The 26,230-nt window shown below is 62.6% G+C and carries 30 protein-coding genes; 14 read left to right on the top strand and 16 right to left on the bottom strand.

All coding sequences use genetic code 11. The annotated features are described in order from the left end of the window. Positions 1-4: 4 nt before the first annotated feature. Positions 5-1,345: a FliI/YscN family ATPase gene (locus ACGYLA_RS11675; protein ID WP_394432595.1), complete on the bottom strand. Its 1,341-nt coding sequence runs from the start codon at positions 1,343-1,345 to the stop codon at positions 5-7. A gap of 70 nt (positions 1,346-1,415) precedes the next feature. Between ACGYLA_RS11675 and flgB the strand changes: the two genes are divergently transcribed. The 8 genes from flgB to flhB are packed head-to-tail and all read left to right on the top strand — an operon-like array spanning position 1,416 to position 7,646. After that, positions 1,416-1,820 carry a flagellar basal body rod protein FlgB gene (flgB, locus tag ACGYLA_RS11680; RefSeq protein ID WP_271692027.1) on the top strand — a complete coding sequence of 135 codons (405 nt, stop codon included), beginning with the start codon at positions 1,416-1,418 and terminating at the stop codon, positions 1,818-1,820. A gap of 9 nt (positions 1,821-1,829) precedes the next feature. Further along, positions 1,830-2,240: a flagellar basal body rod protein FlgC gene (flgC, locus tag ACGYLA_RS11685; RefSeq protein WP_067261031.1), complete on the top strand. Its 411-nt coding sequence runs from the start codon at positions 1,830-1,832 to the stop codon at positions 2,238-2,240. 12 nt (positions 2,241-2,252) lie between these two features. Further along, complete coding sequence (locus tag ACGYLA_RS11690; RefSeq protein WP_093928375.1) at positions 2,253-2,585, top strand: flagellar hook-basal body complex protein FliE; 333 nt, start codon at positions 2,253-2,255, stop codon at positions 2,583-2,585. Between the two features lie 3 nt (positions 2,586-2,588). After that, positions 2,589-2,858, top strand: a complete 270-nt coding sequence (gene fliQ / locus ACGYLA_RS11695) for a flagellar biosynthesis protein FliQ (RefSeq protein ID WP_067261035.1) — start codon at positions 2,589-2,591, stop codon at positions 2,856-2,858. After that, positions 2,855-3,685, top strand: coding sequence for a lytic transglycosylase domain-containing protein (locus ACGYLA_RS11700; protein WP_394432598.1), 831 nt, complete (start codon positions 2,855-2,857; stop codon positions 3,683-3,685). The genes fliQ and ACGYLA_RS11700 overlap by 4 nt, the downstream gene beginning before the upstream one ends. Then, positions 3,682-5,766, top strand: a complete 2,085-nt coding sequence (gene flhA, locus ACGYLA_RS11705; RefSeq protein ID WP_394432600.1) for a flagellar biosynthesis protein FlhA — start codon at positions 3,682-3,684, stop codon at positions 5,764-5,766. The genes ACGYLA_RS11700 and flhA overlap by 4 nt, the downstream gene beginning before the upstream one ends. Positions 5,767-5,768: 2 nt before the next feature. Beyond that, the gene (locus ACGYLA_RS11710) at positions 5,769-6,524 is read left to right on the top strand and encodes a flagellar biosynthetic protein FliR (protein WP_168613101.1); all 756 of its coding nucleotides are present in this window, start codon (positions 5,769-5,771) and stop codon (positions 6,522-6,524) included. A gap of 3 nt (positions 6,525-6,527) precedes the next feature. Then, entirely contained in the window at positions 6,528-7,646 is a 1,119-nt protein-coding gene (gene flhB / locus ACGYLA_RS11715; protein WP_394410929.1) for a flagellar biosynthesis protein FlhB, read from the top strand. 7 nt (positions 7,647-7,653) lie between these two features. Here the strand turns inward: flhB and ACGYLA_RS11720 are convergent, their stop codons facing one another. Genes ACGYLA_RS11720 through fliL form a run of 4 tightly spaced genes read right to left on the bottom strand, consistent with a single transcriptional unit; the run spans position 7,654 to position 10,139 of the window. Continuing rightward, positions 7,654-8,283, bottom strand: coding sequence for a MotE family protein (locus ACGYLA_RS11720; protein ID WP_067261044.1), 630 nt, complete (start codon positions 8,281-8,283; stop codon positions 7,654-7,656). Next, complete coding sequence (locus ACGYLA_RS11725; RefSeq protein WP_394432601.1) at positions 8,280-8,681, bottom strand: flagellar motor switch protein; 402 nt, start codon at positions 8,679-8,681, stop codon at positions 8,280-8,282. Before ACGYLA_RS11725 ends, ACGYLA_RS11720 begins: the two co-directional genes overlap by 4 nt. Continuing rightward, entirely contained in the window at positions 8,662-9,609 is a 948-nt protein-coding gene (locus ACGYLA_RS11730) for a flagellar motor switch protein FliM (protein WP_067261046.1), read from the bottom strand. Before ACGYLA_RS11730 ends, ACGYLA_RS11725 begins: the two co-directional genes overlap by 20 nt. Then, positions 9,606-10,139: a flagellar basal body-associated protein FliL gene (gene fliL / locus ACGYLA_RS11735; RefSeq protein ID WP_394432603.1), complete on the bottom strand. Its 534-nt coding sequence runs from the start codon at positions 10,137-10,139 to the stop codon at positions 9,606-9,608. Before fliL ends, ACGYLA_RS11730 begins: the two co-directional genes overlap by 4 nt. Positions 10,140-10,321: 182 nt before the next feature. On the opposite strand from fliL, the gene fliF reads away from it, so the two are divergent. From fliF to ACGYLA_RS11760, 5 genes are read left to right on the top strand one after another with little or no spacing between them, the layout of a single operon-like run. Further along, entirely contained in the window at positions 10,322-12,025 is a 1,704-nt protein-coding gene (gene fliF / locus ACGYLA_RS11740) for a flagellar basal-body MS-ring/collar protein FliF (protein ID WP_394432605.1), read from the top strand. Next, positions 12,022-12,684: a FliH/SctL family protein gene (locus ACGYLA_RS11745; protein ID WP_394432607.1), complete on the top strand. Its 663-nt coding sequence runs from the start codon at positions 12,022-12,024 to the stop codon at positions 12,682-12,684. The genes fliF and ACGYLA_RS11745 overlap by 4 nt, the downstream gene beginning before the upstream one ends. Further along, positions 12,671-13,120 (top strand): FliM/FliN family flagellar motor switch protein, encoded by a 450-nt coding sequence (locus ACGYLA_RS11750; RefSeq protein WP_082851984.1) that lies wholly within the window; start codon positions 12,671-12,673, stop codon positions 13,118-13,120. The genes ACGYLA_RS11745 and ACGYLA_RS11750 overlap by 14 nt, the downstream gene beginning before the upstream one ends. Then, positions 13,107-13,943 carry a flagellar type III secretion system pore protein FliP gene (fliP, locus tag ACGYLA_RS11755; RefSeq protein ID WP_394432610.1) on the top strand — a complete coding sequence of 279 codons (837 nt, stop codon included), beginning with the start codon at positions 13,107-13,109 and terminating at the stop codon, positions 13,941-13,943. Before ACGYLA_RS11750 ends, fliP begins: the two co-directional genes overlap by 14 nt. A gap of 22 nt (positions 13,944-13,965) precedes the next feature. Then, positions 13,966-15,015 (top strand): flagellar motor switch protein FliG, encoded by a 1,050-nt coding sequence (locus ACGYLA_RS11760; protein ID WP_168612843.1) that lies wholly within the window; start codon positions 13,966-13,968, stop codon positions 15,013-15,015. A gap of 6 nt (positions 15,016-15,021) precedes the next feature. On the opposite strand, the gene ACGYLA_RS11765 is transcribed toward ACGYLA_RS11760, so the two are convergent. The 11 genes from ACGYLA_RS11765 to ACGYLA_RS11815 form a co-directional block, all read right to left on the bottom strand. Beyond that, entirely contained in the window at positions 15,022-15,855 is an 834-nt protein-coding gene (locus tag ACGYLA_RS11765; RefSeq protein ID WP_168612842.1) for a DUF1217 domain-containing protein, read from the bottom strand. Beyond that, complete coding sequence (locus ACGYLA_RS11770) at positions 15,852-16,277, bottom strand: flagellar biosynthesis repressor FlbT (RefSeq protein WP_243261237.1); 426 nt, start codon at positions 16,275-16,277, stop codon at positions 15,852-15,854. Before ACGYLA_RS11770 ends, ACGYLA_RS11765 begins: the two co-directional genes overlap by 4 nt. Position 16,278: 1 nt before the next feature. Beyond that, entirely contained in the window at positions 16,279-16,683 is a 405-nt protein-coding gene (flaF, locus tag ACGYLA_RS11775; protein ID WP_067262368.1) for a flagellar biosynthesis regulator FlaF, read from the bottom strand. Between the two features lie 105 nt (positions 16,684-16,788). After that, complete coding sequence (locus ACGYLA_RS11780; protein ID WP_394432613.1) at positions 16,789-17,835, bottom strand: flagellin; 1,047 nt, start codon at positions 17,833-17,835, stop codon at positions 16,789-16,791. Positions 17,836-17,942: 107 nt separating this feature from the next. After that, positions 17,943-18,320 carry a hypothetical protein gene (locus ACGYLA_RS11785; protein WP_394432615.1) on the bottom strand — a complete coding sequence of 126 codons (378 nt, stop codon included), beginning with the start codon at positions 18,318-18,320 and terminating at the stop codon, positions 17,943-17,945. Beyond that, positions 18,317-18,619, bottom strand: coding sequence for a rod-binding protein (locus ACGYLA_RS11790; RefSeq protein WP_067262376.1), 303 nt, complete (start codon positions 18,617-18,619; stop codon positions 18,317-18,319). The genes ACGYLA_RS11785 and ACGYLA_RS11790 overlap by 4 nt, the downstream gene beginning before the upstream one ends. A 9-nt stretch (positions 18,620-18,628) precedes the next feature. Next, positions 18,629-19,729, bottom strand: coding sequence for a flagellar basal body P-ring protein FlgI (locus ACGYLA_RS11795; protein WP_168612836.1), 1,101 nt, complete (start codon positions 19,727-19,729; stop codon positions 18,629-18,631). Positions 19,730-19,742: 13 nt separating this feature from the next. Then, positions 19,743-20,804 (bottom strand): flagellin, encoded by a 1,062-nt coding sequence (locus ACGYLA_RS11800; RefSeq protein WP_394432617.1) that lies wholly within the window; start codon positions 20,802-20,804, stop codon positions 19,743-19,745. Between the two features lie 7 nt (positions 20,805-20,811). Continuing rightward, entirely contained in the window at positions 20,812-22,227 is a 1,416-nt protein-coding gene (gene flgK / locus ACGYLA_RS11805; RefSeq protein ID WP_394432619.1) for a flagellar hook-associated protein FlgK, read from the bottom strand. Between the two features lie 12 nt (positions 22,228-22,239). After that, entirely contained in the window at positions 22,240-23,508 is a 1,269-nt protein-coding gene (locus ACGYLA_RS11810) for a flagellar hook protein FlgE (RefSeq protein ID WP_394432621.1), read from the bottom strand. A gap of 98 nt (positions 23,509-23,606) precedes the next feature. Then, a complete protein-coding gene (locus tag ACGYLA_RS11815) occupies positions 23,607-25,367 on the bottom strand; it encodes a hypothetical protein (protein WP_394432623.1) in 1,761 nt (586 codons plus the stop codon). A gap of 98 nt (positions 25,368-25,465) precedes the next feature. Between ACGYLA_RS11815 and flgF the strand changes: the two genes are divergently transcribed. Beyond that, the gene (gene flgF, locus ACGYLA_RS11820) at positions 25,466-26,209 is read left to right on the top strand and encodes a flagellar basal-body rod protein FlgF (RefSeq protein WP_067262389.1); all 744 of its coding nucleotides are present in this window, start codon (positions 25,466-25,468) and stop codon (positions 26,207-26,209) included. Positions 26,210-26,230 lie beyond the last annotated feature (21 nt).

Raw genomic sequence — 26,230 nt, forward strand, 5'->3', positions numbered from 1 at the left:
GGGCCTAGCCCGGGCTGATGCCTGCCCGGTCGAGCATCCCTGCCACCTCGGCAAAAGAGGATTGCGGCGGGGTATGCTCGGCCTTGCGCTGGCTCAGGAAAGCCTCACACGGCCCGGCAAAGGCGATGGCGCGGTCAAGCTCGGGGTTGCTGCCAGCGCGGTAGGCCCCGATGCGGATCAATTCCTCCATATCCGCGTGGGCCGCCAGCGCCTTATGGGCGGCGGTGAGCAGCGTATATTCCACATCACTGTGGCAATCCGGCAACGTCCGAGAGACACTCGCCAGCAGGTCAATCGCCGGGTAGCGGCCCTTTTCGGCGATCTTGCGGTCAAGCACGATATGCCCGTCGGTGATCCCGCGCACGGCATCGGCGATGGGGTCGTTCATGTCGTCGCCATCGACCAAAACGGTGAAAATCGCGGTGATGTCGCCCTTGCCCACCGGCCCCGGTCCGGCACGTTCCAGCATCTGCGGAAGCTCCGAGAAAACCGTCGGCGGGTAGCCCTTGGCGGTGGGCGGTTCCCGCGAGGCGAGGCCGATTTCGCGCTGCGCCATGGCGAAACGGGTGACGCTGTCCATCAAAAGCAGCACATGCTGGCCCTGATCGCGGAAATGCTCGGCCACGGCCATGGCGGTCCAAGCGGCTTGGCGGCGGGTGAGCGGCGGCTCGTCCCCGGTGGCGACGACGAGAACCGCCTTCTCCATCCCCTCGGGGCCGAGGTCGGAGGCGATGAAATCCTGCACCTCGCGTCCGCGTTCGCCGACCAGTGCCATCACCACCACATCGCAATCCGTATAGCGTGCCAGCATGGCCATGAGCGTCGATTTCCCGACGCCGGAGCCTGCGAAAATGCCCAAGCGCTGCCCCTGACAAAGCGGCGTGAAAACATCCAGCGCGCGGACATGGGTCGCCAGTTTCGGCCCGATGCGCTTGCGGTCGAAAGCCCCCGGCGGGGCGGCGCGCAGCGGGCGGGGGTCGTTGCCCTCGGGCAGATGCCCCTTCCCGTCGAGCGGTGCGGCAGAGGCGCTGATCACGCGGCCCTTCCAGCTTTCATCGGGGCGGATCACATCGCGGCCAATCGCGACCTCAACCCGGTCGCCCGCCGCCACCCCGCGCCATGAGCCGAAGGGGAGCAATTCGGTGCCGTGACTGCCCAGCCCCACCACCTCGGCATGGACCGGCCCGTCGGAGCCATGCACGATGCAGCGCTCGCCGATGCCCAAAACCCGCTCCAGCCCCACGGCGGTCAGCGTGATGCCGGTGATCGCGCGCACTTCGCCGGTGATCTCGGCCTCGCCTGCCTCGCGGGCGAAACTGGTCAGCTCGGAAAAGAGTGTCTGCATGGATAAATTTCCTCTAGGAGCGCGGGGCAATATTTACTATACAAGGATTAAACAGGCTATAGGCAAAAAAATGAACTTGTCTAATCTTTCTATTCTTGGACTCGCTTCGGACCGGATGCAGTGGCTTTCGGCCCGGCAGAAGGTCGTGTCTGAAAACGTCGCCAATGCCTCGACCCCGAACTACAAGGCGCGCGATGTATCGTCCTTTGAATCGATGCTCAGCGGCGAGTTGTCGCGCGACACCGGGCTGGTGACCACCCATGACAAACACTTCACCGGTGTCGCCCACGGCACGCCCGGCGTGCGCGAGGTGACGGATGGCCACGCCACGGGCACCACTTTGGATGGCAATACCGTGAACCTTGAAGAACAGGCCGTGAAGGCCGCCGAGATCGGCGATCACTACAGGTTGGCCGCACAGCTTTACCGCAAAAGCTATGACATGCTGACCATGGCCGTCACCGGAAACAGGTAAGGAAAGCCCATGGATCCGCTTCAGTCCATCGCCAAAATCGCCGCCAGCGGGATGACCGCGCAGACCGCGCGTTTGCGGGTGATCTCGGAAAACGTGGCCAATGCCGATTCAACGGGCACCACGCCCGGCGCCGATCCCTTTCGCCGCAAGACCATCAGTTTCTCAGAGTTAATCGACCGCAATGGCGGCGGTTCTTTGGTGGAGGTCGACCGTATCGGGCGCGACCAATCCCCCTTTCGCCGCGATTATGACCCGGCCCATCCGGCGGCGGATGAAACGGGCTATGTCAAACGCCCCAATGTCGATCCGATCATCGAGATGGCCAACATGCGCGAAGCCTCGCGCAATTATGAGGCCAATATGAACATGTTCGAGTCAGGCCGCCGGATGCGCGGTCAGATGCTCGACCTGCTGAAGTGAGGCTGACCTGAGATGAGCGATCCCGCCTCCCTGATCTCGACCGCCGCGGTTCGCGGTGCCTATCGCACCTCGCAATCGCTGACGGGGCAAAAGGGCGAAGCCATCGCCGAAGAGGCCGGTGCCAGCGCCAATAGTTTCACCAATATGGTGCAGCAAGCCTCGGAAAGCGCGCTGGAAACGGTGCGCGAGGGCGAAGCCGTGGCCCAAGCCGGGCTGCGCGGTGAGGCGGATACCCAGCAGGTTGTCGAAGCCATGCTGGCGATGGAATCCACCGTCAAAGTGGCCGTCTCTGTGCGCGACCGCTTTGTCGAAGCCTATCAGGAAATTCTGCGGATGCCGATCTAGGCCATGACCGAAACCCAGACCTATGACATCATCTCCGCTACCGTCTGGGCCGTGCTTCTGGCCTCGGGTCCGGTGTTGGGGGTGGCGCTGGCAATTGGTCTGGTGATCGCGTTCTTTCAAGCGCTCACGCAGATTCAGGAAATGACGCTGACTTTCGTGCCCAAGATCGTGATGATTTTTGTCACCCTGCTGGCCGCGACGCCGTTTATGTATGCCACGCTGAAGAACCTGTCGGACACGATCTTTGACCTCGTGCAGAACGGTGGGCTGTGACGGGCTGGCGGCATATCGCGGCGGCGCTTTTGGCAGCCGCGCTCGCCTCCCCCGCCCTCGCGCAGGGCTGGGGGTCTTTCTATGAGCCGTCGCGCAAGGACAAGGTGACGCAGACCGCGCGCACGCTTGCCGCCAAGGGCGGGCCCGAAGGCGTCTGCATCCGCGAAATCCTCGCCGCCCAAACCCGGCATGGCATCCCCGACAATCTGCTGCTGGCCATCGGCCTGCAAGAGGCGGGCACCCGCCGCAACGGGCATTTCACGGTCTGGCCCTATGCGGTCAATGCCGCGGGCGAAGGGCGGCTGTTCGACAGCCGCACTGCCGCGCTGGATTGGATTGCAGAGCGTCAGGCAAGCGGCATCCGCTCCATCGACGTGGGCTGTATGCAGATCAACATGCGCTGGCACCCGGATGCCTTTGACAGCCCCGCCCAAGGGTTCGATCCGCGGGTGAATGTGGATTACGCGGCGCGCTTCCTCAAGCGGTTGCACCGGCGCACGGGCAGTTGGTTACAGGCGGCAGGGTCGTATCATTCCTTTGAGCCGGAATACCGCGACACCTACCTCGACCGGCTCCAAAAGAACATTTCCGCCGCCAATGCGCGGCTGCCGGAGTTTCAGGCGCTGGCCAGTGCCAGCCCCGTTCCCGCGCGTCCACGCAAGACCCCCCGGAGTACGTCAGGCAGCTATGACAGGCTGGCGGCCAAGGCCACATGGGGCGCGCAGATCGGCGGGGCGGCGAACGCGCGGCGCTCGCTTTACTCGGCGCATGAGATGCAGCCGGTCCTGCCGCAGTTCACCACCGTCCCGGCGGAGGATGCGGGATGAGCACGAAACCTAATACCCTTCTGCCGCAACTGAGCATGTTTGGCGCCAATAAGGACGTGAGCTTTGCCGTCGGCATGGCGCTGGTGCTGGCGGTGCTCTTCCTGCCGCTGCCGCCGATCCTGTTGGACTTCGGGCTGGCGCTGTCGCTCTCGCTCTCGGTGCTGATCTTCATGGTGGCGCTTTGGATCCCCTCCCCCTTACAGTTCAACTCTTTCCCGACGCTGCTGCTCGTCACCACCATGCTGCGGCTGTCGCTCAACGTGGCCTCGACCCGGCTGATCCTTAGCAAAGGCCATGCGGGGATGCATGCGGCGGGGGATGTGATTCAAGGGTTCTCCAAATTCATCGTGGCGGGGAATTTCGTTATCGGCGTGGTGATCTTTGCCATCCTCGTGATCATCAACTTCGTCGTGATTACAAAGGGTTCGACCCGCATCGCCGAGGTCGCCGCGCGGTTCTCGTTGGATGCGATGCCGGGCAAGCAGATGGCGATCGACGCCGATATGGGCGCGGGGCTGATCGACGAGGATGAGGCCCGCCGCCGCCGCAAGGAGCTTGAGGACGAAAGCGCCTTTTTCGGGGCGATGGACGGTGCCTCGAAATTCGTGCGCGGCGATGCGGTGGCGGGGCTGATCATCACGCTGATCAATGTGATCGGCGGCATCCTCATCGGCGTCGTGCAGCGCGGCATGGGCGTGGGCGATGCCTTCAACGTCTTTACCTCGCTGACCATCGGCGACGGGCTGGTCAGCCAAATTCCGGCGCTTGTCGTCTCGCTCGCCGCCGGTCTGATCGTGACCAAAGGCGGCACGCGGGGGGCCGCCAATGAGGCGGTGTTCGATCAGCTTTCGAACTTCCCCAAGGCGCTTTACATGGCCGCTCTGCTGCTCTTTGGCATCGGTCTTTTGCCCGGCTTTCCGCTGCTGGTCTTTGCCCTTCTGGCCGCGGCCATGGTGGGCTTGGGCGTGGTCATCCAGCGCGGCGCGGCGGAGGCGGCAGAGGCCAAGGCGAAAGCTGACGCCGAGGCGCAAAAGAAACAGGACATGCCCGAGACCGACAGCAACCCGATGCATCTGGATGAGCTGCGGCTGGTGCTGGGCGAAGGGCTGGTGGCGCTGGCCAACCGCCCCGACGCGGTACTGCCGAGCAAGATCAAATCCCTGCGCAAGCATTTTGCCGAAGAATTCGGTTTCCCCATGCCCTCGGTGCGGATCAAGGATGACGTGAGCCTGCCGATCAACAGCTACGCTTTCCAAATCCACGGCGTCGACGCGGCCAAGGGTGACATCCGCGCCAATCAGATGATGGTGATCAACCCCGAAGGCGCGCCGCTGCAACTGCCCGGTGAGGCCACGCGCGAGCCGACCTTTGGGCTGGACGCGCTTTGGGTCGACAGCAAGGTCGCCGATCAGGCCGAGGCGCAGGGCTATACGGTGGTGGACCCTGAAAGCGTGATCACCACCCATCTGACCGAAGTCGTCAAAGAGAACATGTCGGAACTGCTGACCTATGGCGCGGCGAAAGAGGCGATCGAGGGGTTGGACCGGAACTATCAAAAGCTGGTCAACGACCTGCCCGTCCCCTCCCCCGCCATTCTGGTGCAGCAGGTCTTGCAGGAACTGCTGCTCGAACGCGTCTCGATCCGCAATCTGCCGCTGATCGTCGAGGCGATGGCGGAGGCGACGCGCCAGACTTCCAAGCCCGCGCTGGTGCTGGAGAATGTGCGCCGCCGCCTGTCGAGCCAGATTTGCCAAGGGCTGGCCGATGGTCAGGGCTTCGTGCCGGTCATCACCCTGTCGCCCTCATGGGAGGCGGAGTTCATCGAGGCGGTCAAGATCGTGGGCGAGGACCGCACCTTTGTCATGTCGCCCAAACGCGTGCAGGAATTCGTGCTGCAAGCGCGCCAGCAGATCCAGCGCTTCGCCTCGGAAGACAGTTGGCCCGCGCTGATGGTCAACCCCGAGGCGCGGTCCTATGTGCGCTCCATGCTGGAACGGGTCAGCCCGATGACGCCGGTGATCTCCAACGCCGAGATCCATCGCAAGGTATCCCTGCGGACCGTCGCCACCATCGGGGGCTAGGGATGGACCTCTCGGCCCTCCTGACCGACGCCCTAATGGGGTATTTCGTCGTTTTCGCCCGGATCGGCAGCGCGCTTGTGTTCATGCCGGGGTTCGGGGAGACCTCGGTGCCGATGCGGCATCGGTTGTTCTTTGGTCTGATCCTGAGCGCCGCGCTCTATCCCGTGACCGGCCTCGGCCCGGTGGCCGAGGATCGCCCCGCCGCGCTGCTGCTGATCTTTGGCTCTGAGATCACCGTGGGGCTTTGGATTGGGCTGGTGGCGCGCACGCTGCTTTCGGCGCTGCAATTCGCGGGCTATCAGATGGCACTGATGTCGGGGCTGGCCAACGCTTTGGCCCCGAACATCGGTGCCTTCGAGGGGGCGACCTCTATGGCGGCGATGCTGTTGATCGGGGCCACGGCGCTGATCTTCATCACCGACCTGCACCACCTCATCATTGAATCGCTGCTGATGTCCTATCAGGTCTTCGTGCCCGGCACCTTCATGCTGGCCGATCTGACCGACCAATTCGCGCGGGCAACGCAGGTGAGCCTCTACCTTGGCCTGTCCATCGCAGCCCCCTTCTATGTCGCCGGTCTGGTGCTGAACGTCGGCATGGGTCTGGCCAACCGCATGATGGCGAGCCTTCAGGTCTTCTTTATCGCCCAGCCCCTGCTGATCGCCGCCGGGCTGGCCTTGATGGTGCTGGCGGTTCCGACCATGATGCGCGGGTTTCTTGAGCCTTTCGCGAATTGGCTCACCACCTACGGATTCTAGCCCATGTCGGAAGAGGACAAGAGCAGTAAGACCGAAGAGCCGACGGAGAAAAAGCTCCGCGACGCGCGCAAGAAAGGCGACGTGCCGCAATCGCGTGAGACCGGCACCGCGATGCTGGTCTTTGCCCTGCTGATGATCCTGATCTTCGTGCTGCCCGCCTCGATCGACGGTATCGTGGCGGCGCTGCAAAGCCCCCTTTTGGGGGCGGGTGTCACCGCCATTGGCACCGGCGGCACCGGCGTGGCCGAAGCGGGCCAAGTGTTGAAATCGCTTGGCTTTACGCTGGGGCTGGCGATGATGCCGGTGGTGGGGATCATGGTGCTGGCAGCCCTCTTCGGCGTGTTAATCCAAGGCGAGACCGTCGTCTCGGCGGAGCGGATCAAACCGAAATTTTCCAAGCTGAACCCGCTGTCGGGGTTCAAGCGGCTGTTCTCGGCCGAAGCTTTCGTGGAGTTTGCCAAGAATACGGCCAAGGTGCTGGTGATCGGTTTCATCACCGTCTGGGCCGTGCGCGACATCGCGCAGTCACTGGGCCAGACGCAGGCTTTCATCCCCGAGACGCTGCTGCAAGCGACCCTGCAAAAGGTGCGCTGGATTTTTCTGGTCACCACCGTGCTGCTGGTGCCCATCGCCATCGCCGACATCATCTGGAAGCGCGCCCAGTGGAAAAAGAAGCAGATGATGAGCCTCAAGGAAATCCGCGACGAGCATAAAGACAGTGAGGGTGATCCGCAGATCAAGGGCCGCCGTGCCGAATTGCGCCGCGCCCGCGCCCGTCAGCGCATCGCGCAGGCCATCCCCAATGCCAGCGTGATCCTGACCAACCCGACCCATTACGCCGTGGCGCTGAAATATGAACAGGGCGTCGATGACGTGCCGGTCTGCGTGGCCAAAGGGGCCGATGTCATGGCCCACCGTATCCGCGAGTTGGCCAAGGAACACGACATTCCGATGATCGAGAACCGCCCGCTGGCCCGCGCGCTTCACGCGGCGGTGGAGGTGGACGACCGCATCCCGATGGAGCATTGGCAGGCGGTGGCCGAGATCATCGGCTTTGTCATGGACCTGCGCCGCAATGTGCGCCGCAAGCCCCCTGCCGGGTCGTCAATCCGCGAGGAGTGATGCGCGCTCAGCGCAGGCGCAGCCCTTCGAGGTTGCGGTCGGCGGGGAGTTTGGAGCGCTCCAGCAGGATTTTCGTGATCAACCGCGCCCGGACAAGGCTGAACGAGCCCATGATCTGCGCCGCGTCCCGTTCGGGCATGGCACCGATGACCTGCACGGCGGTCTCCACGTCGATCTCATCCATGATGCCCGCCGCCACCTGCGGCTTCATGTTGCGGTAGAGTTCGACCAGTTTGGTCATGTCCTGATTGTTCGCCTCTTCGATCACCTTGAGCTGCGCGCCGATCTCGTCGCGCAGGCTGGCGAGGCGGGTCTGTTCGGCCTTGAGGCTCTGTTCGGCCAGCGCAAGCTTGGCTTCACGGTCGGCAATCGTGTCGCGCTGCTCTTTCAGCAGCGCACGCTCTTCGGCGATGGCTTCGGCGATCAGATGGCTTGGCTCGCACATGCCGCTCTCGCCCGGGGCGCTGGCGTCATAGCTGGGTGGCGCGGGGGCGGCGGCAAGCTCGACAGGGACCGGGGGCGTGTCATCGGGGGTTTCGGCGATAGCCATCATCGGCATGAACTCAACCGTGAGTTTGAGCACGCCAGCCACGCCAAGGCCAAAAAGCGCAATCTTGGGCAGGGAGATACGGCTCATTCCTTACGCTCCTTCGTGATGTCGAAAAAGGTGCGGACCAGTTCGGATTTGCCCTGCACCGCCGCTTGGCCCCGGACCTGCGCGCGGCCCTTGAGACGTGCGGCGCGCATCTGGGCCGGGCTTTGCCCCGCCGGGGCGGGTTCGGGCGCGGCTTGGCGGGGCGGCGTCGCCTCGCGCTGCACCGGCGGCTCGGGGCGTTGCACCTTTGTGCTGAGGTCGCGCAGGTCTTCGACCGATTTGGCCGATTGATCGACCGCATTGGAAAAGGCCCCGACCATCGGCTCCATCTCTTTCAGGGTCGCCATCAGGGCGCGGACGCGGCGATCAAGGATAAAGGCATAGACCAGCGTGCCGACCAACAGCACGATAATGATGATATCAATCAAGGCCGGCATCATCGTCGCTGTCCTCCTGATTTTCCTTAGGGAGCAGGGATTGGATCACCCGCAGCGCCAAGGCGCCATTGCTGCGCTGGCCGAAGGCCGCTTGGAACATCGGCTGGGCGTTCACCATGCCAACCACGGGGGTATCGACGGTCATGCCCAGATCGATCACCTGACCGGGCTTCCATTCCAGCACCTCATGCAGCGGGATCGTCACCTGCTGCAGCACGCCGGTAATGGTGACCGTGGTGCTGGAGATCTGGCTGTTCATATCCTTGCGCGCGTTGCTGTCGGTGGGCGAGCGCCCGCCAAGGAAGGGCTGCGCAAGCTGGGCGCTGACCTCATCCAGCGTGCCATAGGGCAAGACCAGCGCCATATGGCCGCTGCGGTCTTCGAATTGCATATGCAAGCGGACCAGCACCGTCGCCGTGCGCGGCGCGGCCAGCATGACCGACCGGGGGTTGGATTCGAGCGATTGAATGTCGAATTGCACCGGGCTGACATCCTGCAGGCAATGCGCCAAACCTTTGAGCGATAGTTCCGCCAGCCTGCGGCCCAGCTTCTGCTCAATCGCGGTCAAGCCGCGGGGTTTCCACTGCTGGCTGGTGGCGCGCCGGCCTCCCAGCATGATTTCAAGCACCGAGAACAGCAGGTCAGGCTCGACCACACAGGCGATCTGGCTGCCCCAGCTTTCCGCATTGGCAATGGCGATGAGCGAGGGCGACTGGATGCTCTCCATCGCGTCCTCATAGGGCATGTATTCAAGCGAACTCAGCTCGATCTCGGGGGCGACGGTGCAATAGGATTTGAGGTCGGGCACCAGCGCCAGCAGCAGACGGTCGATGATGATCTCAAGCGTGGGCAGGCGCTGGAAGCTTTCCCGCGCCTGACGGATCATCGTCTCTTCGAGGCTCAGCGCATCGGGGGAGGCCGCTATCGTCATTGCACCACCATATCGGCAATCAGGATTTCATGCGGCGCGTCGGTGTGCCCCACCGCCCGCGCCCGGCGCAGCAGTTCGGTCTTTAGCATCGCCAGCCCATAGCTGCCCGACAGATCGCTGACATGCAGCTGGCGCAGGAAATCTTGGAAACTGTCGCGCAGGTAAATCTCGCGCGCGATCAAACGGTCCGCGCCCTCGGCAGTTTCGTCATAGACCATCAGCATGTTAAGCTTGAGAAAGCGGCTGGTCTGCCCGCCCTGCGGGCCGGTGTCGGTGACGTTCACGATGATCTCAGGAAAAGGCATGACCGGCATTTTCACTTCGGTCTTGGACTTTGCGCCGTGGCCGTCGCCAACTGCGTCTTTGCCATGAGAGTCCTCGGCGGTCTCGACCGTATCCTCCGCCCTCTCATCACCCCCAAACCCTGCCATTTTCATCAGGCCCGAAGGACCGATGGCCAGCGTCACCCCACCCACGCCAGCGAGGAGGCAGAGCAAGACGATAGCAAGGATAGCAAGAGGCTTTTTCATTCTTTCACTCTTAATCGGATCCCGCGCGAAGCGCCACATGCAAGAACAAATACATCTTTAAACAAGCTTTATTGCAACAGAAACCTGTTTATTTTTTGGATCGGCCAAGTATAAATCGATATATGCTTGCATAGTGAGGGCCGAGTGGAGAATGCTCGGGCCATACAACCGAGTGAGGGGCCGTGAATCAGATCGTTGAAAACCTTAAGGATTTGGGTCCAAAGCGGCTGGCTCTTCTCGGTGGCATCGGTCTGGCGATCACCGCGGCCATCTTCATCGGCGCGCGAACCATCCTCGCCCCCACCTATGTCCCGGTCTACAGCCAGTTAAGCCCCGGCACGGCCTCGCAAATGATGCAGACGCTGGAACAGGCGGGGCTGACGGTCGATCTGTCGCGCAACGGCGATACCATCGCGGTCGCCGAGACAGACATCGCCCGCGCCCGCATGGCGCTGGCCGATGCGGGGCTGCCCGGCGAAGGCGTTCCGGGTTGGGAGATTTTCGACAATATGTCCGGCATGGGGATGAACTCCTTCATGCAGAAAGTGAACCGCCTGCGCGCGCTGGAAGGTGAACTGGCCCGGTCGATCCAGACGATCAGCGGCATCAAGGCCGCGCGGGTGCATCTGGTGCTGCCCGAACGTGCCGCCTTTTCGCGCAGCCGGGCCGAGGCCAGTGGCTCGGTCATCGTGCGCTCGCAGGCCAATACCAGCATGACCCGCCGTCAGGCGCAGGCGATCCAAGCGCTGGTGGCCTCCGCCGTGGCGGATTTGGAAGCGCAGAACGTGACCGTCCTGTCGGCCTCCGGCGAGACGATCCTGGCCAAGGATGAGGGCGGCAGCTCCGACTTTTCGCTGCAGGGGCAGCGCAGCATGATCGAAGAGCAATTGGCGCAAAAGGTTGAATCGATCCTCAACGCCCGGGTTGGGCCGGGCAATGCCCGCGTGCGGGTCAGCGTCGATCTGACGACCGAACGCGAAGTCCGCGTCTCGCGCAGCTTCGATCCCGCCCAGCAGGTCGCCCGGTCGATCGAGACCCGTGTGCGCAACTCGAACGAGACCGACCCGGCGGCGGCCACGGTGGATGTGGCCAACAACATCCCCGATGAGCTGCGCGACGATGCAGGCGGGGCCGCAGGCCAGTCCACCCGCTCGGAAAACGACGAGATCATCAACTACGAGATCGGCTCGGTTCAGAGCGAATTGGTGCGCGAGCCGGGCGATATCGAGCGTATCTCGGTCGCGGTGCTGGTCAACGGCAGCTACGGCACCCTGCCCGATGGCTCCGAAGGCTATATCGAACGCAGCCCCGAGGAGATGGCGCGCCTGACGCAATTGGTCAGCACCGCCATCGGCTTTGATCAGGCCCGAGGCGATCAGGTGCAGGTCGACAGTCTGCAATTCCTCGATTTCGATTCCGAGTTCAGCAACCCCGCCAGCCGTGGCTTGGGCGCGGTGCTGGCCGATAACGCCATGACCATCCTGCGCTCGCTCTTCGCCTTGGCGCTGGTGGCGATCATCATGGTGCTGGGCGCGCGCCCCCTGCGCATGGTGCTGGATGCCACCCTGCCCCAGCCTGCGCTGGCTGGTGCCGGGGCCGACGCGGCGCTGCTCGACGGCCCCGAGGAAGACAACGCGCCCAAGGCGCTGACCGGCGGCACCCAGAAAGAGACGCCGCAAAACCGCCTGCCCACCCCGGCGGGGGCACAGACCGGTGCGGTGCTTGGCCCGATGGATGAAATGCCCCGCGACATGGTGCATCTCGCCTCGGTCGAGGGGGCGGTTCAGCACAGCCAATTGCGCGCCGTGGCCGAACTGGCCGAGGACAACACCGATGACGCGCTGCGCGTTCTGGGCGAATGGCTGTCGGAAGGGGATGATCTGTGATCACGAGCCTCAAGCTTCAGAACTTCGACGAGGACGGCAAGAGCAAGCCGCAAGACCCGGCGCTGCCCACCCCCGAAGAGATCGAAGCAAAGATCAAGAAGGCCCATAAGCAGGGCCATATCGAAGGCTATCTGGCCGGGGCCGATGCGGGCCGCGCCGAGATGCATCAGACCATGCAGGCCGAACATGCCGCCATGGCCGAAAAGCTCGCTCAGGAACTGGCGCGGCTGGCACAGGCGATGCAGGCCCATCAAGAAGCGCTGATGGCGCAGATCGTGGGCTTTACCCTACAAACCTGCGAGATCGTCCTGCCCGAGGTGATCGAACGGCTCTCGACCGCGCGGGTGAAAAAGACCGTGACCCAATCGCTGAAAATGGCCATCGGGTCGAGCCATATCAAAGTGCGCCTGTCGCCCGCCACGCTGGACCAGATCGGCCCCGACCTGCGCCAACGCGCGGTCTATTACAAATGCGATGGCGTCTTGGACCTGCGGGCCGATGCCGACCTGCCCGATGGCGATGCGCGGATGGAATGGGACCACGGCAGCCTTGATTACGGGTTCAAAAAGATTTGCGACCGCCTGCTCGCCGAATTGCGCGACACCCATGCGCGGGCGCTGAAAGCACAAAAGGAGAAGGACGGAAATGGACAAGCCTGACCTGCAATCCCCCCAAGACGACAACAACGCCACAGACGGCAAAGCGCCTGACGCCACGCCAGAGCAGCCGCGCGCCGATGCCTTTGGCAACGCCGCCAGCGCGGGCGGCGATGATGCGGGCGTCTTCCCGCAGCTCGACACCGAAGATTCGCGCAACGCGCTGGCCCCCCGCCCCGATGCAGGCGGCGCGGGCATCAACGCGATGCTGAACGTCGGCCTCGACGTGCAGATCGTGCTGGGCCAAGCCCGTATGCCGATCTCGCGCCTGCTGGAACTCACCCGTGGCTCCATCGTGGAGTTGAACCGCAAGATCGGTGCACCGGTCGACCTTATGGTCTCTGACCGTCTGGTGGCGCGCGGTGATCTCGTAAAGGTCGGTGAAGACCGGCTGGGCGTGTCCCTGACCCAGATCGTCAAGGACTATGTCCCTGACTGACCGCCCCTCTCTGCGCAGCCATGCGTCGGGCCGGATGGGCCTTGCCCTGCTGGTGCTTCTCGCCAGCGGCGGCATGGCCGTGGCCCAAGACGGCGGGTTTCTCAGCACCCTGTCGGATGTGATCGGCGATACCGCGCCCGGCAGTGACGAAAACGCCAATCTTTCGGGCCGGATCGTCCAGTTTATCGCGCTGATCACCGTGCTCAGCATCGCGCCTGGGCTTTTGGTGGTGATGACCAGCTTCACCCGCTTTGTCATCGTCCTGTCGATGCTGCGCTCGGCCCTTGGCCTGAACCAGACACCGCCCAATATCGTGCTGACCTCGCTGGCGCTATTCATGACCTTCTTCGTCATGCAGCCGGTGTTTGAGGACGCCTATGAGGCCGGGGTGGAACCGCTGTTGGAAAACGCCATCGCCGAAGAGCAGGCGCTGGAGCGGATCGCCGCGCCCTTTAAGACCTTCATGTACGTCAACACGCGGCCCGAAGACTACGCCCTGTTCCTGCGCATCGCGCCCGCGGATGAAGAGGCCGAAGAAAGCCCCCTGCCCGCCTCGGCGGAAGAGGCCACCTTCCGCCATCTGGTGCCCGCCTTCATGATCTCGGAACTGCGCCGCGCCTTTACCATCGGTTTTCTGATCTACCTGCCCTTCGTCGCCATCGACCTCATCGTCGCCTCGGTCTTGATGAGCGCGGGGATGATGATGCTGCCCCCGGTGCTGATCTCCTTGCCGTTCAAGGTGATCTTCTTCGTGCTGATCGACGGTTGGTACATGCTGGCGGGATCGCTGATTGAAAGCTATGTGCCGCTTGCCGGTGGCTGACCTGCACTGAAAGGATCTCTCCATGTCGACCAATGCCCTTTCCAAATCCCGCAGAAAGCCCATCACGGTGGAGGATCTGAACGGTCCGACCAAAGCCGCCATCACCTTTCTCTGCCTCGGCGAGCAGACCGGATCGGAACTCATGCAAAAGCTCGGCACCGCCGAGATCGAGCGTATCACCAGCGCCATGAGCCGCCTCGGCCCGATCCCGGCGGAGGTGGTGGAACATGTGCTCAAAGAGTTCACCCAAAAGGTCGTCAGCGGCACCGGATCGGTCGTGGGGTCGCTGTCGACGGCGGAATCCATGTTGCGCAAATTCATGCCCGAAGAGCAGGTGACCAGCATCATGGAAGGCCTCAAGAACAGCGAGCGCGAAAGCGCCATGTGGCGCGGCTTTGGCGCGCTGGATGAGACCGTGATCGCCAATTACCTTAAGGGCGAGCATGACCAAACCGCCGCGGCGATCCTCAACAACGTCGATACCGGCGTGGCCGCCAAGGTGCTGCCGCTGCTGGGCCCTGAGCGGATGCAAGACATCGCCGAGCGCATGATCGCGATGGAGGCCGTGCCACTGCATATGATGCAGCAGATCGAAGAGACGTTGAAACAAGATATCCTGTCGAATGCGATGCACACCAATTCGGTCGAGACGCATCAGCGCATGGCGGATCTGTTCAACCAGTTGGATGTGCAGGCCTTTGAGGAGCTTTCCGGCGCGCTGGACGCGCGTATTCCGGACGCTTTCCAAGCCATCAAACAGCGCATGTTCGTCTTTGACGACCTGTTCAAACTGCCGATGCAGGACTTGGCGCAGGTCATGCGCGGGCTCGATGGGGCGACCCTGCCGATGGCGATGCGCGGGGCCAAGAAAGAGCAGCGCGACCACCTGATGGAATGCCTGCCGCAACGCTCGCGCCAAATGCTGATGGACGAGATGGCCGCCACCGGCCCGGTCCGGGGCCGCGACGTGCGCGCGGCACAGGCCGCCATGGTGGAATATGCCAAAAGCCTTGCCGATCAAGGCGTGATCGAACTGCCCTCGGCAGCCGATGACGACGAATTCATCGAATAATGGGGGTCAGCGGTAGACGCTCGACGCGCTATAGCCGCCGGTGATCGTGGGGATGTCAATGGTCGCGGCCGTAAAGCTGCCGCCCTGCCCGATCGAGACAGCCCCCTGCATCAGCGAAAGCACCGTGCTCGACGACGAAGAGACACCTTCGACCGCATCGTAAATCGCCGAGAACCGCGAGACGAGCTTGTCGACCTCCGCCGGGTCTTGCAGCTTTTCGATGTCGAACTTCTGCTCAAAGAGCGCGATCTGACGGTCGAGATCGACCTGAATCGCCTCATCCGGCACACCAAGCGCGCGGCGCATGAATTTGCCGAGGTCTTCGTCCTTCAGCACGTCGAGCCAAGAGTCGATCTCAGCCGCCTTAGCTTTGAACTCCAAGGCGATGCGCGCGCCTTCGTTGTCCTCTCCGGCCTCGTTCAGCACGAAACGTTCCTTGAAACGGTCGATCATCTCGGCCTGCCAATCGACCTTATCAAGGTTCGCACTGCTTCCCCCTCCGGGCGTGAAGCCCAAAGTGAGATACATCTCGCGAATCTTGGGGTCGCTGAGGCGGTTCACCAGCGCGGAACTGTCGGTGATATCGCTCTCTAACGTCTTGCGGATCATCGCCTTGCCAAAGATCTGATCTTCAAGGTCGAAGGCCCGCATGACGAAAGTATAGACTTCCGTATCGGCAATCAGTTCCTCCGGGGAAGAGATGCTGCCGATACGCTCTTCAAAGGCTTCGATCTGCCGGGCGTTCAGGGCGTTGCTGGCGGCAAGGTCGAGCTGTTTGTCGCGCGTTGCGTCAAACAGTTTGACCGCCACCTGCGTGCCCATGCCGCCCAGCGAAATCATGCGTGCGCGGCCTCATGGCTAGAGGCGGGCGGCACCGGGCGCAGCTGCATGAGTTCGGTCTCGTATTTCAGGACCGCGCGCAGTTCGCTCATAGCCTTGTAGAAATCGGCCATGGAGACGAAATTCGCCGCTTCCATGATCCGGCTGCGCATCTCGGCGCCAAAGCAACAGGCCAGATCGGCCAAGCCCTGCTGGATCATCGGCAGTATTTGATCGCGTGTATCGGGACGGATCAGCGCGGTTTGTACCAAGAAATAGACCTTGGAAACAGGCGTGGATTCCGCATCCGGCTTCAACAGATCGGACTCGCGCACGATGTCGGCGCGGTTCTCGACCGTCAGCGCTTGGCGACGGTCGCCGTTGCGGATGACGCAGCCGTTTACAACAACGCGTTCGCGGGGGCGGAGGGTGAGTTTCAGCATCTTACACCTCCTGCATCTGCGGCGCGGCCTGCCCGGCCAAACCGGCGGCAATATTGCCGTTGATCTCGACGAGACCCGCCAAGCGGCCTTCGCCGGCCATCAGCGCGGTGCTATGACGGTCCACCCAAAGCGCGATGGAAATGAGCGAGGCTTTCAACCCGTCGGGCATCTTGTTTTCCGGCTCGGACAGGTCAAAGCGCAGGGCCGACCAGAACCGTTGATTTTCGTAGATCGCGTCGCGCAGACCGGAGGCGAGGATGTTCAACCGTTCGCTCTTATCGTCTGTCGCATCGAAGCCTTGGCCCTTTTCGGCAAGGTCATGTGTAACGCGGCTCAGGATGCGGCGCTCGATCTGCCGCGGGGTTTCGCTTTCGCGAATTGTTCGTTTGTATGCTGCCAGCCCCATAGGAATTCTTCCTTGTTTTTATCGTTTGCTGCCTGCCAACCGCAAATTCTGAGGCGGTTGGATCGGGGCCAGAGCGCCAGGCTCCGGCCCCGAAAACCCTAATCCTTAACGGAACAGGCTCAGGATGTTCTGCGGCGCCTGGTTGGCAATCGACAGAGACTGCGATGCCAGCTGCTGCTGAACCTGAAGCGCCTGAAGACGGGCGGCTTCTTCTTCCATGTTGGCGTCAACCATCGCGCCAACGCCGGAGTCGAGGTTGTCGGAGAGCTTGGTCAGGAACTCTTGCTGGTTCTCGATGGATTTTTCAGCGATACCGAGGCTGGTCGAAGCATCGATCGCGGAGCTGGCAAGCGCGTCAGCTTCTTTCAATGCCCCATTCAGAAAATACTCCCCGCCTGCGGTTACAGTATCTATACCTTCATCGAAGGCGTTCGCATCCCCACCCGCTTCAGTATATGCAAATGCGGCGCTTGCATTCGTTTCGAAGTTCTCTGCGATGGCTTTGAACTTGCTCATCATATCATAAAGATCGACTGTTTGCACATCGAGAGACGTAGTGCCGATGCTCCCACCGGTTCGCGTAATCCCTGTGGTCACGGACCGAGTTTCAGTAGTTTCGATAGTGGGTGTAACTGCGGTACCTGCTGCAGCGGGATCTTCATACTGCAGTTCACCTGCAGCAGTCATTTTAACGACAACATCAACGTCATTTGTACCGTCGTTATATTGTTTTGCAGTTCCAGCCGCGTTTACCAAGTCATCACCGGCAAATGTTGACTGGGTAATCGTTGTCTCCATCGAAGCAACAAGAGCCTTTAGGTCAGTTTCGATTTCACTCAGACCTGTGCTGTTGTTCTTTGCAGTAAGAACTTTCTCAGCAAATTGTGCTGCGAGATCTTTGAACGAATCGGCCCCTACTCGGGCAGTGGCGATGGAGTTCTTTGTGAGAGTTAGCCCCTCGTTGACCGCTTTTGTCATCCCGCTGTCGCCTTTCATCCCTTCGGAAATCGCGAAATAGGATGCATTGTCTTTTGCCGAGCTGACCTTCAAGCCAGTCGAAATGCGGTCTTGCGTTTGGTTAAGGTTCGAGTTGACACTCCGCAGAGTCGCGAGAGCATTCATTGCGGAGTTGTTTGTATTGATCGAAGACATATTCTTATTCCAGACTATTCTAGTTCGTTATGTCGTCTTTCTGACAACTGCGGGGCGAACCCGCTTGATTACGTTTTTACGCGAAAAACTGGCAACATTGAGGCAATTCAGAAACTTTTGTCCACGGTTGTCATCAGTGTTGCGCGGTTGTCACGTTTTGCACCGCTTCGGCCGTAAATGCCTGCAATGCTGTGCTTTTCCCGGATTTGGGAAACCTGTGAGATCATCTCTGACGTGGCTTGGCGGGCCAATTGCAGGTGGTGATGATCGCGCGCAATCAGATCTTTCAGATCGCGCAATTTATCTTTGCTGACCGCCTCGGGGTCGTGGCTCAGTTGCTCTTCCAGCACGGCGGTGAGTCGGGCTTTTTCGCTGGCAAATTCGACCAGCTGGTTGAACCCCCCGCCCTCGACTGCGGCGATTTCGCGGCGCAGCAGATTGCCCAATGCGTCAACGGCGGCGAGTGCTTTGCGCGGATCGCTCATCGGTTGGCCCCCGTTTGATAGCGCTGCATGGCGGTTTCAATTGTGCGGGCGATTCCGGTGCTGTTCTGCTCGGCGATGCTTTCGCCAATCGCGTTGGACAGAAAGCTGCGCCAAGTCTCTTCGGCATGCCCCCCGCCGAAGCTGCCGATGTCCACGGTCGAGAGCATTTCATCGACCATTTGCCCGAGGAACATCGCCTCGAACTCCTGCGCCTTTTCGGCAGTGACGGCATCGGCCTGCGGTGCTGCCGGTTTGGCCGCCGGGGTCGGCGCGGGAATTGGGAAAGATGCGAATTCCATGACCTGCCCCTAGATGATCTCAAGGTCGGCATGCAGAGCGCCCGCCGCCTTGATGGCTTGAAGGATTGAAATCGTCTCGGTCGCGCCGACGCCGATGGCGTTCAGCCCGTCGACCAGACGTTGCAGGCTGACCGACCCGTCGATGACGGCGAATTTCGCGTCTTTCTCTTCGACGCCGACCGAAGAATTCGGCACCACGACGGTGGTCCCGCCAATCGACAGCGATTCGGGTTGGCTCACGTTAAAATCATCGCGGACGGTGACGGTCAGACCGCCTTGGCTGACCGCGACACGGTCGATGCGAACATTGGCCCCGATGACGATGGTGCCGGAACGCGCGTCGATCACCACTTTGGCGACCTGATCGGGCTGGACTTGCAGCGGCTCGATCAGGGCCATCGTCTCCATCAGCGATCCCTTGCCGTAGGCCGATACGGTGATGGTGCGCGAATCGATGGCCTTGGCAACCGGGCCCATGGCTTGGTTGATCGCGGCTTCGACCCGCTGTGCAGTGACGAAATCGGCGTTGCGCAGGGCCAGTTTGATGCTGTTCATCTCGCTAAAGTCGAAATCGACCTCACGTTCGACGATGGCGCCATTGTCGATCCGCGCGCCTGTCGGCACGCCTTCGACGATGGAGGCGTTCAGCCCCTGTGCCGCGAAACCGGCGACGGCAATCGGGCCTTGGGCCACGGCGTAGATCTCACCATCGGCCGCGGTCAGCGGGGTGACGATCAGCGTACCGCCGCGCAGCGAAGACGCATCACCCAGCGAAGAGACCACCACGTCGATGGTGCTACCGGCCCGCGCGAAGGGCGGCAGGGAGGCGGTGACCATGACGGCGGCGGTATTGGCCGTGCGCATCTGGTCTTCGGTCAGGTTGCCGATGCCGAGCCGCTCTAACATGCCTTCGATGGCGCGTTCGGTGAAAGGCGCGTTGCGCAGGCTGTCGCCCGTGCCGTTCAGCCCCACGACCAGCCCGTAGCCGACCAATTGGTTTGACCGCACGCCTTCGACGGTGACGATATCCTTGATCCGCACCTGTGCTGCCGCCGGCGCGGCAAGCGCGAAGGTGAGGCCGATCAGCAAGAGTTTAAACAAGGCGTTCATGGGGCGGTTCCGGTTAGAGGTAGTTCAGGAAGGACAGGCGCGAGAGCCGCGCGGTGATGGCAAAGCTGGAGTCGAGTTGGTTCTGCAATTGGGTCAGACGGGTGGCCGCGTCATATTGGTCGACCCCTTCAAGGTTCATCACCTCTGCATCCAGAAACAGCGCCCGGCTTTCTTGCGCCGCGATCGTATCGGCGAGCTGTGCGCGTTTCAGACCGGTCTGGGTTTCCAGATCGGTCAGCCCTTCAAGCCCCGCCCCGATGGCGCTGCGCGCCTCGCTCAGCCAAGCATCGCGGGCGGCCTCATCGGGGATGTCGCTGGGGTTTACCGCGCTCAGCATCGCCAGACCGCGGACCAGATCGCGGATTGCCGGATCATTGGCTTGGGCGGTTTGGGTGAGGGTTTGCGTCTCTGAGGTGCGCGAGGTCAGCGGCGGATTGCCCGACGGCGCGCCGTTGTAAAAGGTGTTCTCGAAATTGTGGTTGAAGAACACCGAACTGTCGCCAAAGCCCGCCTTGAGATCATCGATGGCGCGCTGCACATCCGCCACATCGGTCAGAGGGCCGCCGATCATGTGATCGACCGCAATCGCCGGGGATTCGCCGGTGCGCGGGTTGATCTCATCCCACGCTTGCAGCGGGTTGGTGTCACTGCGGGTGCCCGACATCAGGAAACCGGAACTGTCGCTGACCGCCGCACGTTCCAACACTTGGTCAAGCGCCGTGCGCGCGGCCTGCGACAGATAGGTCGCCGAAAGCCCGCCCGCGTTGTCGGTGGTGAAGGCTTGCTCAAGCACCTCTTGGCCCACGTCACGCATGGCCCCGAGCGATGTTTCCACGGCGAGGAAACGGCGGTCCAAAAGCGCATTGGAGGTCAGGAAACCATCGTTGCGGGTGATCTGCATGCGAATGGCGATGGCATCGGCAGAGCGGTGGCCCAGATCGTCATAGGGGTTGGCCTTCAGCCCGGTCGTCACCTCTTTCGACACGTCCGAGATCTCGGCGGCGAGGCGGCTGGTCTGTTCGCGCTGGCGCAGGCTTTGCAAGGCGGTGGAGACGGTGCGGGAAATCTCGGTCATCCTATCCTCACACGCTGGCCAGAAGGGTATCGAGCATATCGCTCAGGCTGGTAAGCACCTGCGAATTCGCGCCATAGGCCTGTTCGATTTCCAGAAGCTTTTGCAATTCGGTATCGACGTTCACGCCCTCGATGCTGCTGCGGTTGTCCTCGAAGGTGATGAGCCGCACGCGCGCCGTCTCGGCCTGCCCATCTGCCCCGACCCGCAGCACATTTTGCTGACTGACCAGATCGGCGGCGTAATCCCCCAGACGCGCGTTGGTGCTGAGACCGGTGGCCGCGTCAAAGGCCATGCCCGTCTCAAGCACATCGACGAAGGCATTCAACTGCGTGGTGTCGCCCGGCTCTCCGGGGAATGTGGCACCGGCACCGTCGCGCAGCCGCCAAAGCGCACCGCCCTTGTCGGGCTGGACGCTGTCATTGAGTGCAAGCCGCCCGGCCAGCCCGTCCAACTGCGCCGGATCGAAAGCCCCGCCTGCATCAGTGAAAAGCCCCGGCTGCCCGGCCCCGACGGAGGCATCTGCGGCCTCGAAACTCTGCACCAGCCCGCGGGCGAGTTCATCCAGTTGCAGCTTCATCTGCGGCAGGTCATTGGCGATCAGCCCGCTCAGCCCCGCAAGGCGGCCACTGTCGGACCCGCGCGCGGTGGCACTGTTTGGCGTGATGTCGATGTCCCCGGCCATCAGCCGCCCCGTCTCGGGATTAGCGCTGAGCGGCACGGCGGTTTCGCCATGGACCAATTCCGTGCCGCCGGTGGTGTGCAGCGTCAGCGTTCCATCCGCTTCCCAACGGCTTTGGAAATCCATCTGACTGCCCAAAGCATCAAGGCGGCGGTTCATCTCATCCATCAGCCCGCTGGTGCCGGTGGGATCGGTCCCGGCAAGAGCCAGACGTTCGTTCAACGCGGCGATATCCGAGAGCGCCGCGTTCACCTCGGCCACGCTCGCCACAAGACTGTCACCAGCCTGCGCGCGGCTGGCCTCAAGCCCGATGGCGGCCTCGTTGATGCTGTGCACCAAGGTCTCGCTGCGCGACAAAAGGTCGTTCTGCGCGGCGGGGTCGGAGGGGTTGTTGGCCAGAAGGTCGAGCCCCGCCTGAAACTCCGCCAGACGAGCAGCGGGGGAGACTTCATCGCCCGGCTCACCCAGAGTGATCAGATAGCTGCCGAGTATCTCACTGGTGGCAGAGGCGCGGCCCAATTCAGCCGAAGCATTCCGCGACATGCCTGCAAAGCGTTCATCCACCTGCCGCGCGATGCGCAGCTCCACCGTGCCACTTTGTCCGTTGGTCGTGACCTGTGCGGCCTCGCGCCGGACGTAGCCTTCGGTTTGCGCATTGGCGATATTGCCCGCAACAAGGTTGGCGCGACCCTCTGTCGTGCTCAGCCCGCTGCGGGCAATGCTAAAGGCAGATGAGATGCTCATTCATGCACCGGGTTAGCGCTTGATGCTTAGCGTTTCACTCAGCATCTCATCGCTGGTGGTGATGATCTTGGCGCTTGAGGAATAGGCCCGCTGCGTCTGGATCAGGTCGGTCAGCTCTTCCGCGATATCCACATTGGAGCTTTCGAGCGCCCCGCTGTTGATGCTGCCGAGACCGTTCAAAATCGGGTTGCCGATGCTCACCGCACCGGAATCGCGGGTCGCGACATAGGCGTTGCCGTCGACCGAGCGCATCTGGTCAGGGTTGGCGACATTGGCAAGCGGCACTTGGAACAGCGCGCGGCGCTGGCCGTTGTCGAAGACGCCGTAAAGGATGCCGCTGTCGCTCATCTCGGCCCGCTCGAGGCTGCCGGTCTCGGTGCCGTCATCCGAAAAGGCCGGGGGTGTGTAGTCGCCCGAGAATTGGGTCATCCCCTCAAAGGTGCCGGGCGCGCCGAAGTCGATCTCAAGCGGTTGTGGGGTGCCGCCGTTGTTGATTTGCAGGGTCACCACACCGGTCGCGGGATCAATCGGCAGGCTGCCGGGCGTGTAGCTCGCCGGGCTGCCCGCGTTGACGCCGCTGTCGGTGAAATTCACCGTCGCATCACCGTAGCTGTTGCCCGCTTCATCGCTGATGCTGACAGTCCATTCGTTGGCCGTGGCCCCCGGTGTCCAAGACAGGTTCAGCGCATCGCTGCCGCCCAATTGGTTCACATAGCGCAGGGTGGATTCAAAGGCCGTGCCGGTGGTGCCAGCGCCGGTCTCCTGCGCGGGGACATTGCCCGAAACGCCAACGCGGGTGCTGGGCGTCCCCTGCACCTGATAGCTCGCCACATTGACGGTGCTGAGGTCGTTGTAACTGGTGCTGCTGACGCTGCCCGTGGCGCCACTGGCATCCGTCGGAAAGCCCGAGAGGAAATAGCCCGCCGAGTTGCGCAGGTTGCCGTCCTGATCCGGGGTGAAGGAACCGGCGCGGGTCAGGTAGTAGTTGGATTCGACAGGATCGTTGGGGTTGCGCGAGACAACGAAGAAGCCGTCACCCTGCACCGCCAAGTCGGTCGAGCGCCCCGTGCCCATGATATTGCCATTGGCCGAGATATCGGCGCGCACATCCGTCAGCACCCCCGCCTGGGTCGACCCGGTGTTCTGTGTCACGAATTCCGAGAAGGTCCGCCGGTAGCCCACGGTATTGGCGTTGGCGATATTGCTAGAGATATTCTGGACGCGGGAGGAGTTGGCCTGCAACCCGCTAACCCCGATCTGAAGGGCGCTTGTAATGCTCATGACTTGATCCTGCTCGTTCTTGTTATTCTTGACTTATACATGAGAAAGCCGATTCTTCATGACTAAAGCAAGAATAAAATTTGTATTTGATATTTATGTCACTGACTTTCCTTGACGTCCGTCACTTTGGTCACGGCATCTAGGATACGGTCCGCGCTCTCCATGCTCAGCCGCATCACGTCTGACCCCAGCTGCCCCTCTTCGGCAGGGCGCGCGCCCAGCCCTGTGGCGATCTCGGCCCAGCCGGGCAGGTCGGCCAGCGCAGGAAAGGCCGTGGCGGCCCTTGAGACCGTGGCACTGTCGCCCGCCTGATAGGCAGCAAGGGTCAGGCGCGTGGCATCGGCAAAGGCAAATTGCTGGGGGTGCGCCTCCCACATCTCAAGATAGGCCTGCCGTGCAGCGCCCCATTTGCCGGTCTCGTAGAGGGCCACGGCGCGGCTGCGGCGCAGGTCCATGTCTTGGGCGCGCAGGCGCAGGGCGGCGAGTTCATCCGACCGGCCCGCCTGCGCCAAGGCTTCGACCAAAAGCGCTTCGGCCTCGGCGCCCTGATCGTCGGCATAGCCGCTGAGCAGGTCCACTGCCGCATCCGCCTGCCCACCTGCCAAAAGCGCGCGGGCCTCACCGCGCCGCAAGCGGGCCATAAGACTGGCATCGGGGGCAGTCGCCCCGCCCCGCTCCAAGGTCTGGGCCATTTCGCGCAGGGCGCGATACTCCCGCGCGGCAAGGGCGGTCATCCCGGTATCCAGCAGGCGTTGCGGCACGGCCATGGCATGGCCGACAAAACCCGGATCGAAACGCCAGCGGGCGCTGACACGGGTGTGCCCTTCAAGGAATGGCCCAAGGTCGATCTCCCCCGCCGCCCCTGCGGCATAGAAGGCACCGTAGATCGCCCGTGCCTGCACGCGTAGCCCCCCGGCCTCCTCTTCAGGGGCGGTGCGCAGCAAATTATGCAGCGCCCACAGCGCGGTATCGGTGTCGCCCTGCTCTGCGGCGACCTCTGCCAAAAGCCGCGCGCCTTCGCGCCCGAGGGCATCCCCGCTCCACATCCAGCGCGCGGTTTTCAATAGCGACAGCGCGTCTTGTCCCGGCAGGGTCTCGGTCTCGCGCCCCATCCGGACCAAGGCCAGTCGCGCCCGTTGCGCATAGGCATCGCGGCCCTGTGCGGCTTGGACATAGCCTTCGAAAGCCATCAAAAGATCGCCCGACACTTCGGAGGCGCGGGCCAGAAGGTAGCGATAGGCGGGGCCATCGCGCAGCTCGGCATGGTCGGGGAATTGCGCGGCCAATGCCTGCGCCACCTCCCAATCCTCGGCCTCCAGCGCCGCTTCGAGCAGATCGGGCAAAACGGCGGCTTGAATGGCTGGCGACAGGTCGGCGAGGCTTTCCAAGGTGCGCGGCATCAAGCGGGCCGCCTCCTCCACCGCGCCAAGCCGGGCAAAGGCCGCTGCGCGCAGGGCCTGCCCCTGCCCCCAGCCGACGGACCATGACACCGCCTGCCCCAGATCGCCACCGGCGCCCCCGCCGAGCAGAGCGAGCGCGAGGCTCAGGGTCCGGTGCCGCCGCGCCGCGTCGCCGGTGAGGGTTTCGGCGTCGAGCGCTTCCAGGAAGCCCGCCACCTCGGGGCGCATCATCCAAGCAAGGTGCAATTCCGCCAGCCCCAGCAACACCTCGGTCCGCGCAGGATCCTCCGGCGCGGAGACTTCTGCCAGCCGCGTCATCAATCCTTCGCGCGCGGTTAGAAAATCCTGCCCGCCCTGCTCGGCCAAAGACAAAGGCGCAAAGACAGCACCCTCATCCGCCGTCGCGGGCGGAGCCAAGAGCAAAGACAGGCCAAGAACAATGTTGTGCAGATGCTTCATTATATGAATAGATGCACTTTATTCTTGTAAAGATCCATTCTTTATTTCACACTGATCTTCATAATGTCACGCCATCCTTGCCCAAACTGAGGCCCGTTATGACGGAAACCAGCCATATCAGCATGTCGCTGGCGACTTCCCTCCAGCGCCAACTGGACATCACCGCCAACAATATCGCCAACGCCAGCACTGCGGGCTACAAGGGCGAACATGTGGTGTTCGAGGCGCTGTTGCAGGACAACACCGCGCTTGGCGACGATCAGGCGGCTTTCGTGAGCGATACCGGCTCCTACATCGACACCCGCCCCGGCGCGCTGTCGCAGACCGGCAACCCGCTGGACGTGGCCCTGCATGGTGAGGGGTGGTTCAGCTATCAAACCGCCGACGGGCAGCAGGCCTTTGGCCGCGATGGCAGCTTTGCGATCGACCCTGAGGGCAATCTGACGCTGCTGTCGGGGGCCAAAGTGCTCGACGCGGGCGGCGCGCCGATCCAACTGCCCCCTGCGGGCATGGGCGATATCAACATTTCCGAAGATGGCACCATTTCGGGCAGTGAGACCGGCCCGCTGGGCCGGATCGGCGTCTTCGATATCCCCGAGATTCAAAGCTACAAACGGCTTGGTGGCGGCATGCTTGTCGCACCTGAGGGGGCCGCCAAACCGGGCGTGGCCGAAGCCGTGCAGGTGCGCCAAGGCACGCTGGAGCTTAGCAACGTGAACCCGGTGCGTGAGATGACGCGGCTGATCGACGTGCAGCGCGCTTATGAGCGCACCAATACCATGATGGGCAATGCGGACGACCTGCGCCGCGACTCGCTCAAACGGATCGCGCAGGCGGTCTGACCCGGCATCCGTAGAACGGAA

The sequence above is a fragment of the Sulfitobacter sp. 1A13679 genome (assembly GCF_043557115.1).
GTDB classification, from domain to species: Bacteria; Pseudomonadota; Alphaproteobacteria; order Rhodobacterales; family Rhodobacteraceae; genus Sulfitobacter; species Sulfitobacter faviae.

What these genes read in the sequence shown, in the direction of transcription:
- flgC (WP_067261031.1), top strand. Translation starts at nt 1,830, where the DNA reads ATGGATCCGCTTCAGTCCATCGCCAAAATCGCCGCCAGCGGGATGACC.
- fliQ (WP_067261035.1), top strand. Translation starts at nt 2,589, where the DNA reads ATGACCGAAACCCAGACCTATGACATCATCTCCGCTACCGTCTGGGCC.
- fliP (WP_394432610.1), top strand. Translation starts at nt 13,107, where the DNA reads ATGTCCCTGACTGACCGCCCCTCTCTGCGCAGCCATGCGTCGGGCCGG.
- flaF (WP_067262368.1), bottom strand. Translation starts at nt 16,683, where the DNA reads ATGGGGCTGGCAGCATACAAACGAACAATTCGCGAAAGCGAAACCCCG.
- fliL (WP_394432603.1), bottom strand. Translation starts at nt 10,139, where the DNA reads ATGAAAAAGCCTCTTGCTATCCTTGCTATCGTCTTGCTCTGCCTCCTC.
- flgF (WP_067262389.1), top strand. Translation starts at nt 25,466, where the DNA reads ATGACGGAAACCAGCCATATCAGCATGTCGCTGGCGACTTCCCTCCAG.
- ACGYLA_RS11725 (WP_394432601.1), bottom strand. Translation starts at nt 8,681, where the DNA reads ATGATGCCGGCCTTGATTGATATCATCATTATCGTGCTGTTGGTCGGC.
- ACGYLA_RS11785 (WP_394432615.1), bottom strand. Translation starts at nt 18,320, where the DNA reads ATGAGCGATCCGCGCAAAGCACTCGCCGCCGTTGACGCATTGGGCAAT.
- flhB (WP_394410929.1), top strand. Translation starts at nt 6,528, where the DNA reads ATGTCGGAAGAGGACAAGAGCAGTAAGACCGAAGAGCCGACGGAGAAA.
- ACGYLA_RS11810 (WP_394432621.1), bottom strand. Translation starts at nt 23,508, where the DNA reads ATGAGCATTACAAGCGCCCTTCAGATCGGGGTTAGCGGGTTGCAGGCC.
- ACGYLA_RS11800 (WP_394432617.1), bottom strand. Translation starts at nt 20,804, where the DNA reads ATGACCGAGATTTCCCGCACCGTCTCCACCGCCTTGCAAAGCCTGCGC.
- ACGYLA_RS11675 (WP_394432595.1), bottom strand. Translation starts at nt 1,345, where the DNA reads ATGCAGACACTCTTTTCCGAGCTGACCAGTTTCGCCCGCGAGGCAGGC.
- ACGYLA_RS11760 (WP_168612843.1), top strand. Translation starts at nt 13,966, where the DNA reads ATGTCGACCAATGCCCTTTCCAAATCCCGCAGAAAGCCCATCACGGTG.
- ACGYLA_RS11730 (WP_067261046.1), bottom strand. Translation starts at nt 9,609, where the DNA reads ATGACGATAGCGGCCTCCCCCGATGCGCTGAGCCTCGAAGAGACGATG.
- ACGYLA_RS11690 (WP_093928375.1), top strand. Translation starts at nt 2,253, where the DNA reads ATGAGCGATCCCGCCTCCCTGATCTCGACCGCCGCGGTTCGCGGTGCC.
- flgK (WP_394432619.1), bottom strand. Translation starts at nt 22,227, where the DNA reads ATGAGCATCTCATCTGCCTTTAGCATTGCCCGCAGCGGGCTGAGCACG.
- ACGYLA_RS11720 (WP_067261044.1), bottom strand. Translation starts at nt 8,283, where the DNA reads ATGAGCCGTATCTCCCTGCCCAAGATTGCGCTTTTTGGCCTTGGCGTG.
- ACGYLA_RS11770 (WP_243261237.1), bottom strand. Translation starts at nt 16,277, where the DNA reads ATGCTGAAACTCACCCTCCGCCCCCGCGAACGCGTTGTTGTAAACGGC.
- ACGYLA_RS11815 (WP_394432623.1), bottom strand. Translation starts at nt 25,367, where the DNA reads ATGAAGCATCTGCACAACATTGTTCTTGGCCTGTCTTTGCTCTTGGCT.
- ACGYLA_RS11780 (WP_394432613.1), bottom strand. Translation starts at nt 17,835, where the DNA reads ATGTCTTCGATCAATACAAACAACTCCGCAATGAATGCTCTCGCGACT.
- ACGYLA_RS11710 (WP_168613101.1), top strand. Translation starts at nt 5,769, where the DNA reads ATGGACCTCTCGGCCCTCCTGACCGACGCCCTAATGGGGTATTTCGTC.
- ACGYLA_RS11790 (WP_067262376.1), bottom strand. Translation starts at nt 18,619, where the DNA reads ATGGAATTCGCATCTTTCCCAATTCCCGCGCCGACCCCGGCGGCCAAA.
- ACGYLA_RS11765 (WP_168612842.1), bottom strand. Translation starts at nt 15,855, where the DNA reads ATGATTTCGCTGGGCGGCATGGGCACGCAGGTGGCGGTCAAACTGTTT.
- flhA (WP_394432600.1), top strand. Translation starts at nt 3,682, where the DNA reads ATGAGCACGAAACCTAATACCCTTCTGCCGCAACTGAGCATGTTTGGC.
- ACGYLA_RS11795 (WP_168612836.1), bottom strand. Translation starts at nt 19,729, where the DNA reads ATGAACGCCTTGTTTAAACTCTTGCTGATCGGCCTCACCTTCGCGCTT.
- flgB (WP_271692027.1), top strand. Translation starts at nt 1,416, where the DNA reads ATGAACTTGTCTAATCTTTCTATTCTTGGACTCGCTTCGGACCGGATG.
- ACGYLA_RS11750 (WP_082851984.1), top strand. Translation starts at nt 12,671, where the DNA reads ATGGACAAGCCTGACCTGCAATCCCCCCAAGACGACAACAACGCCACA.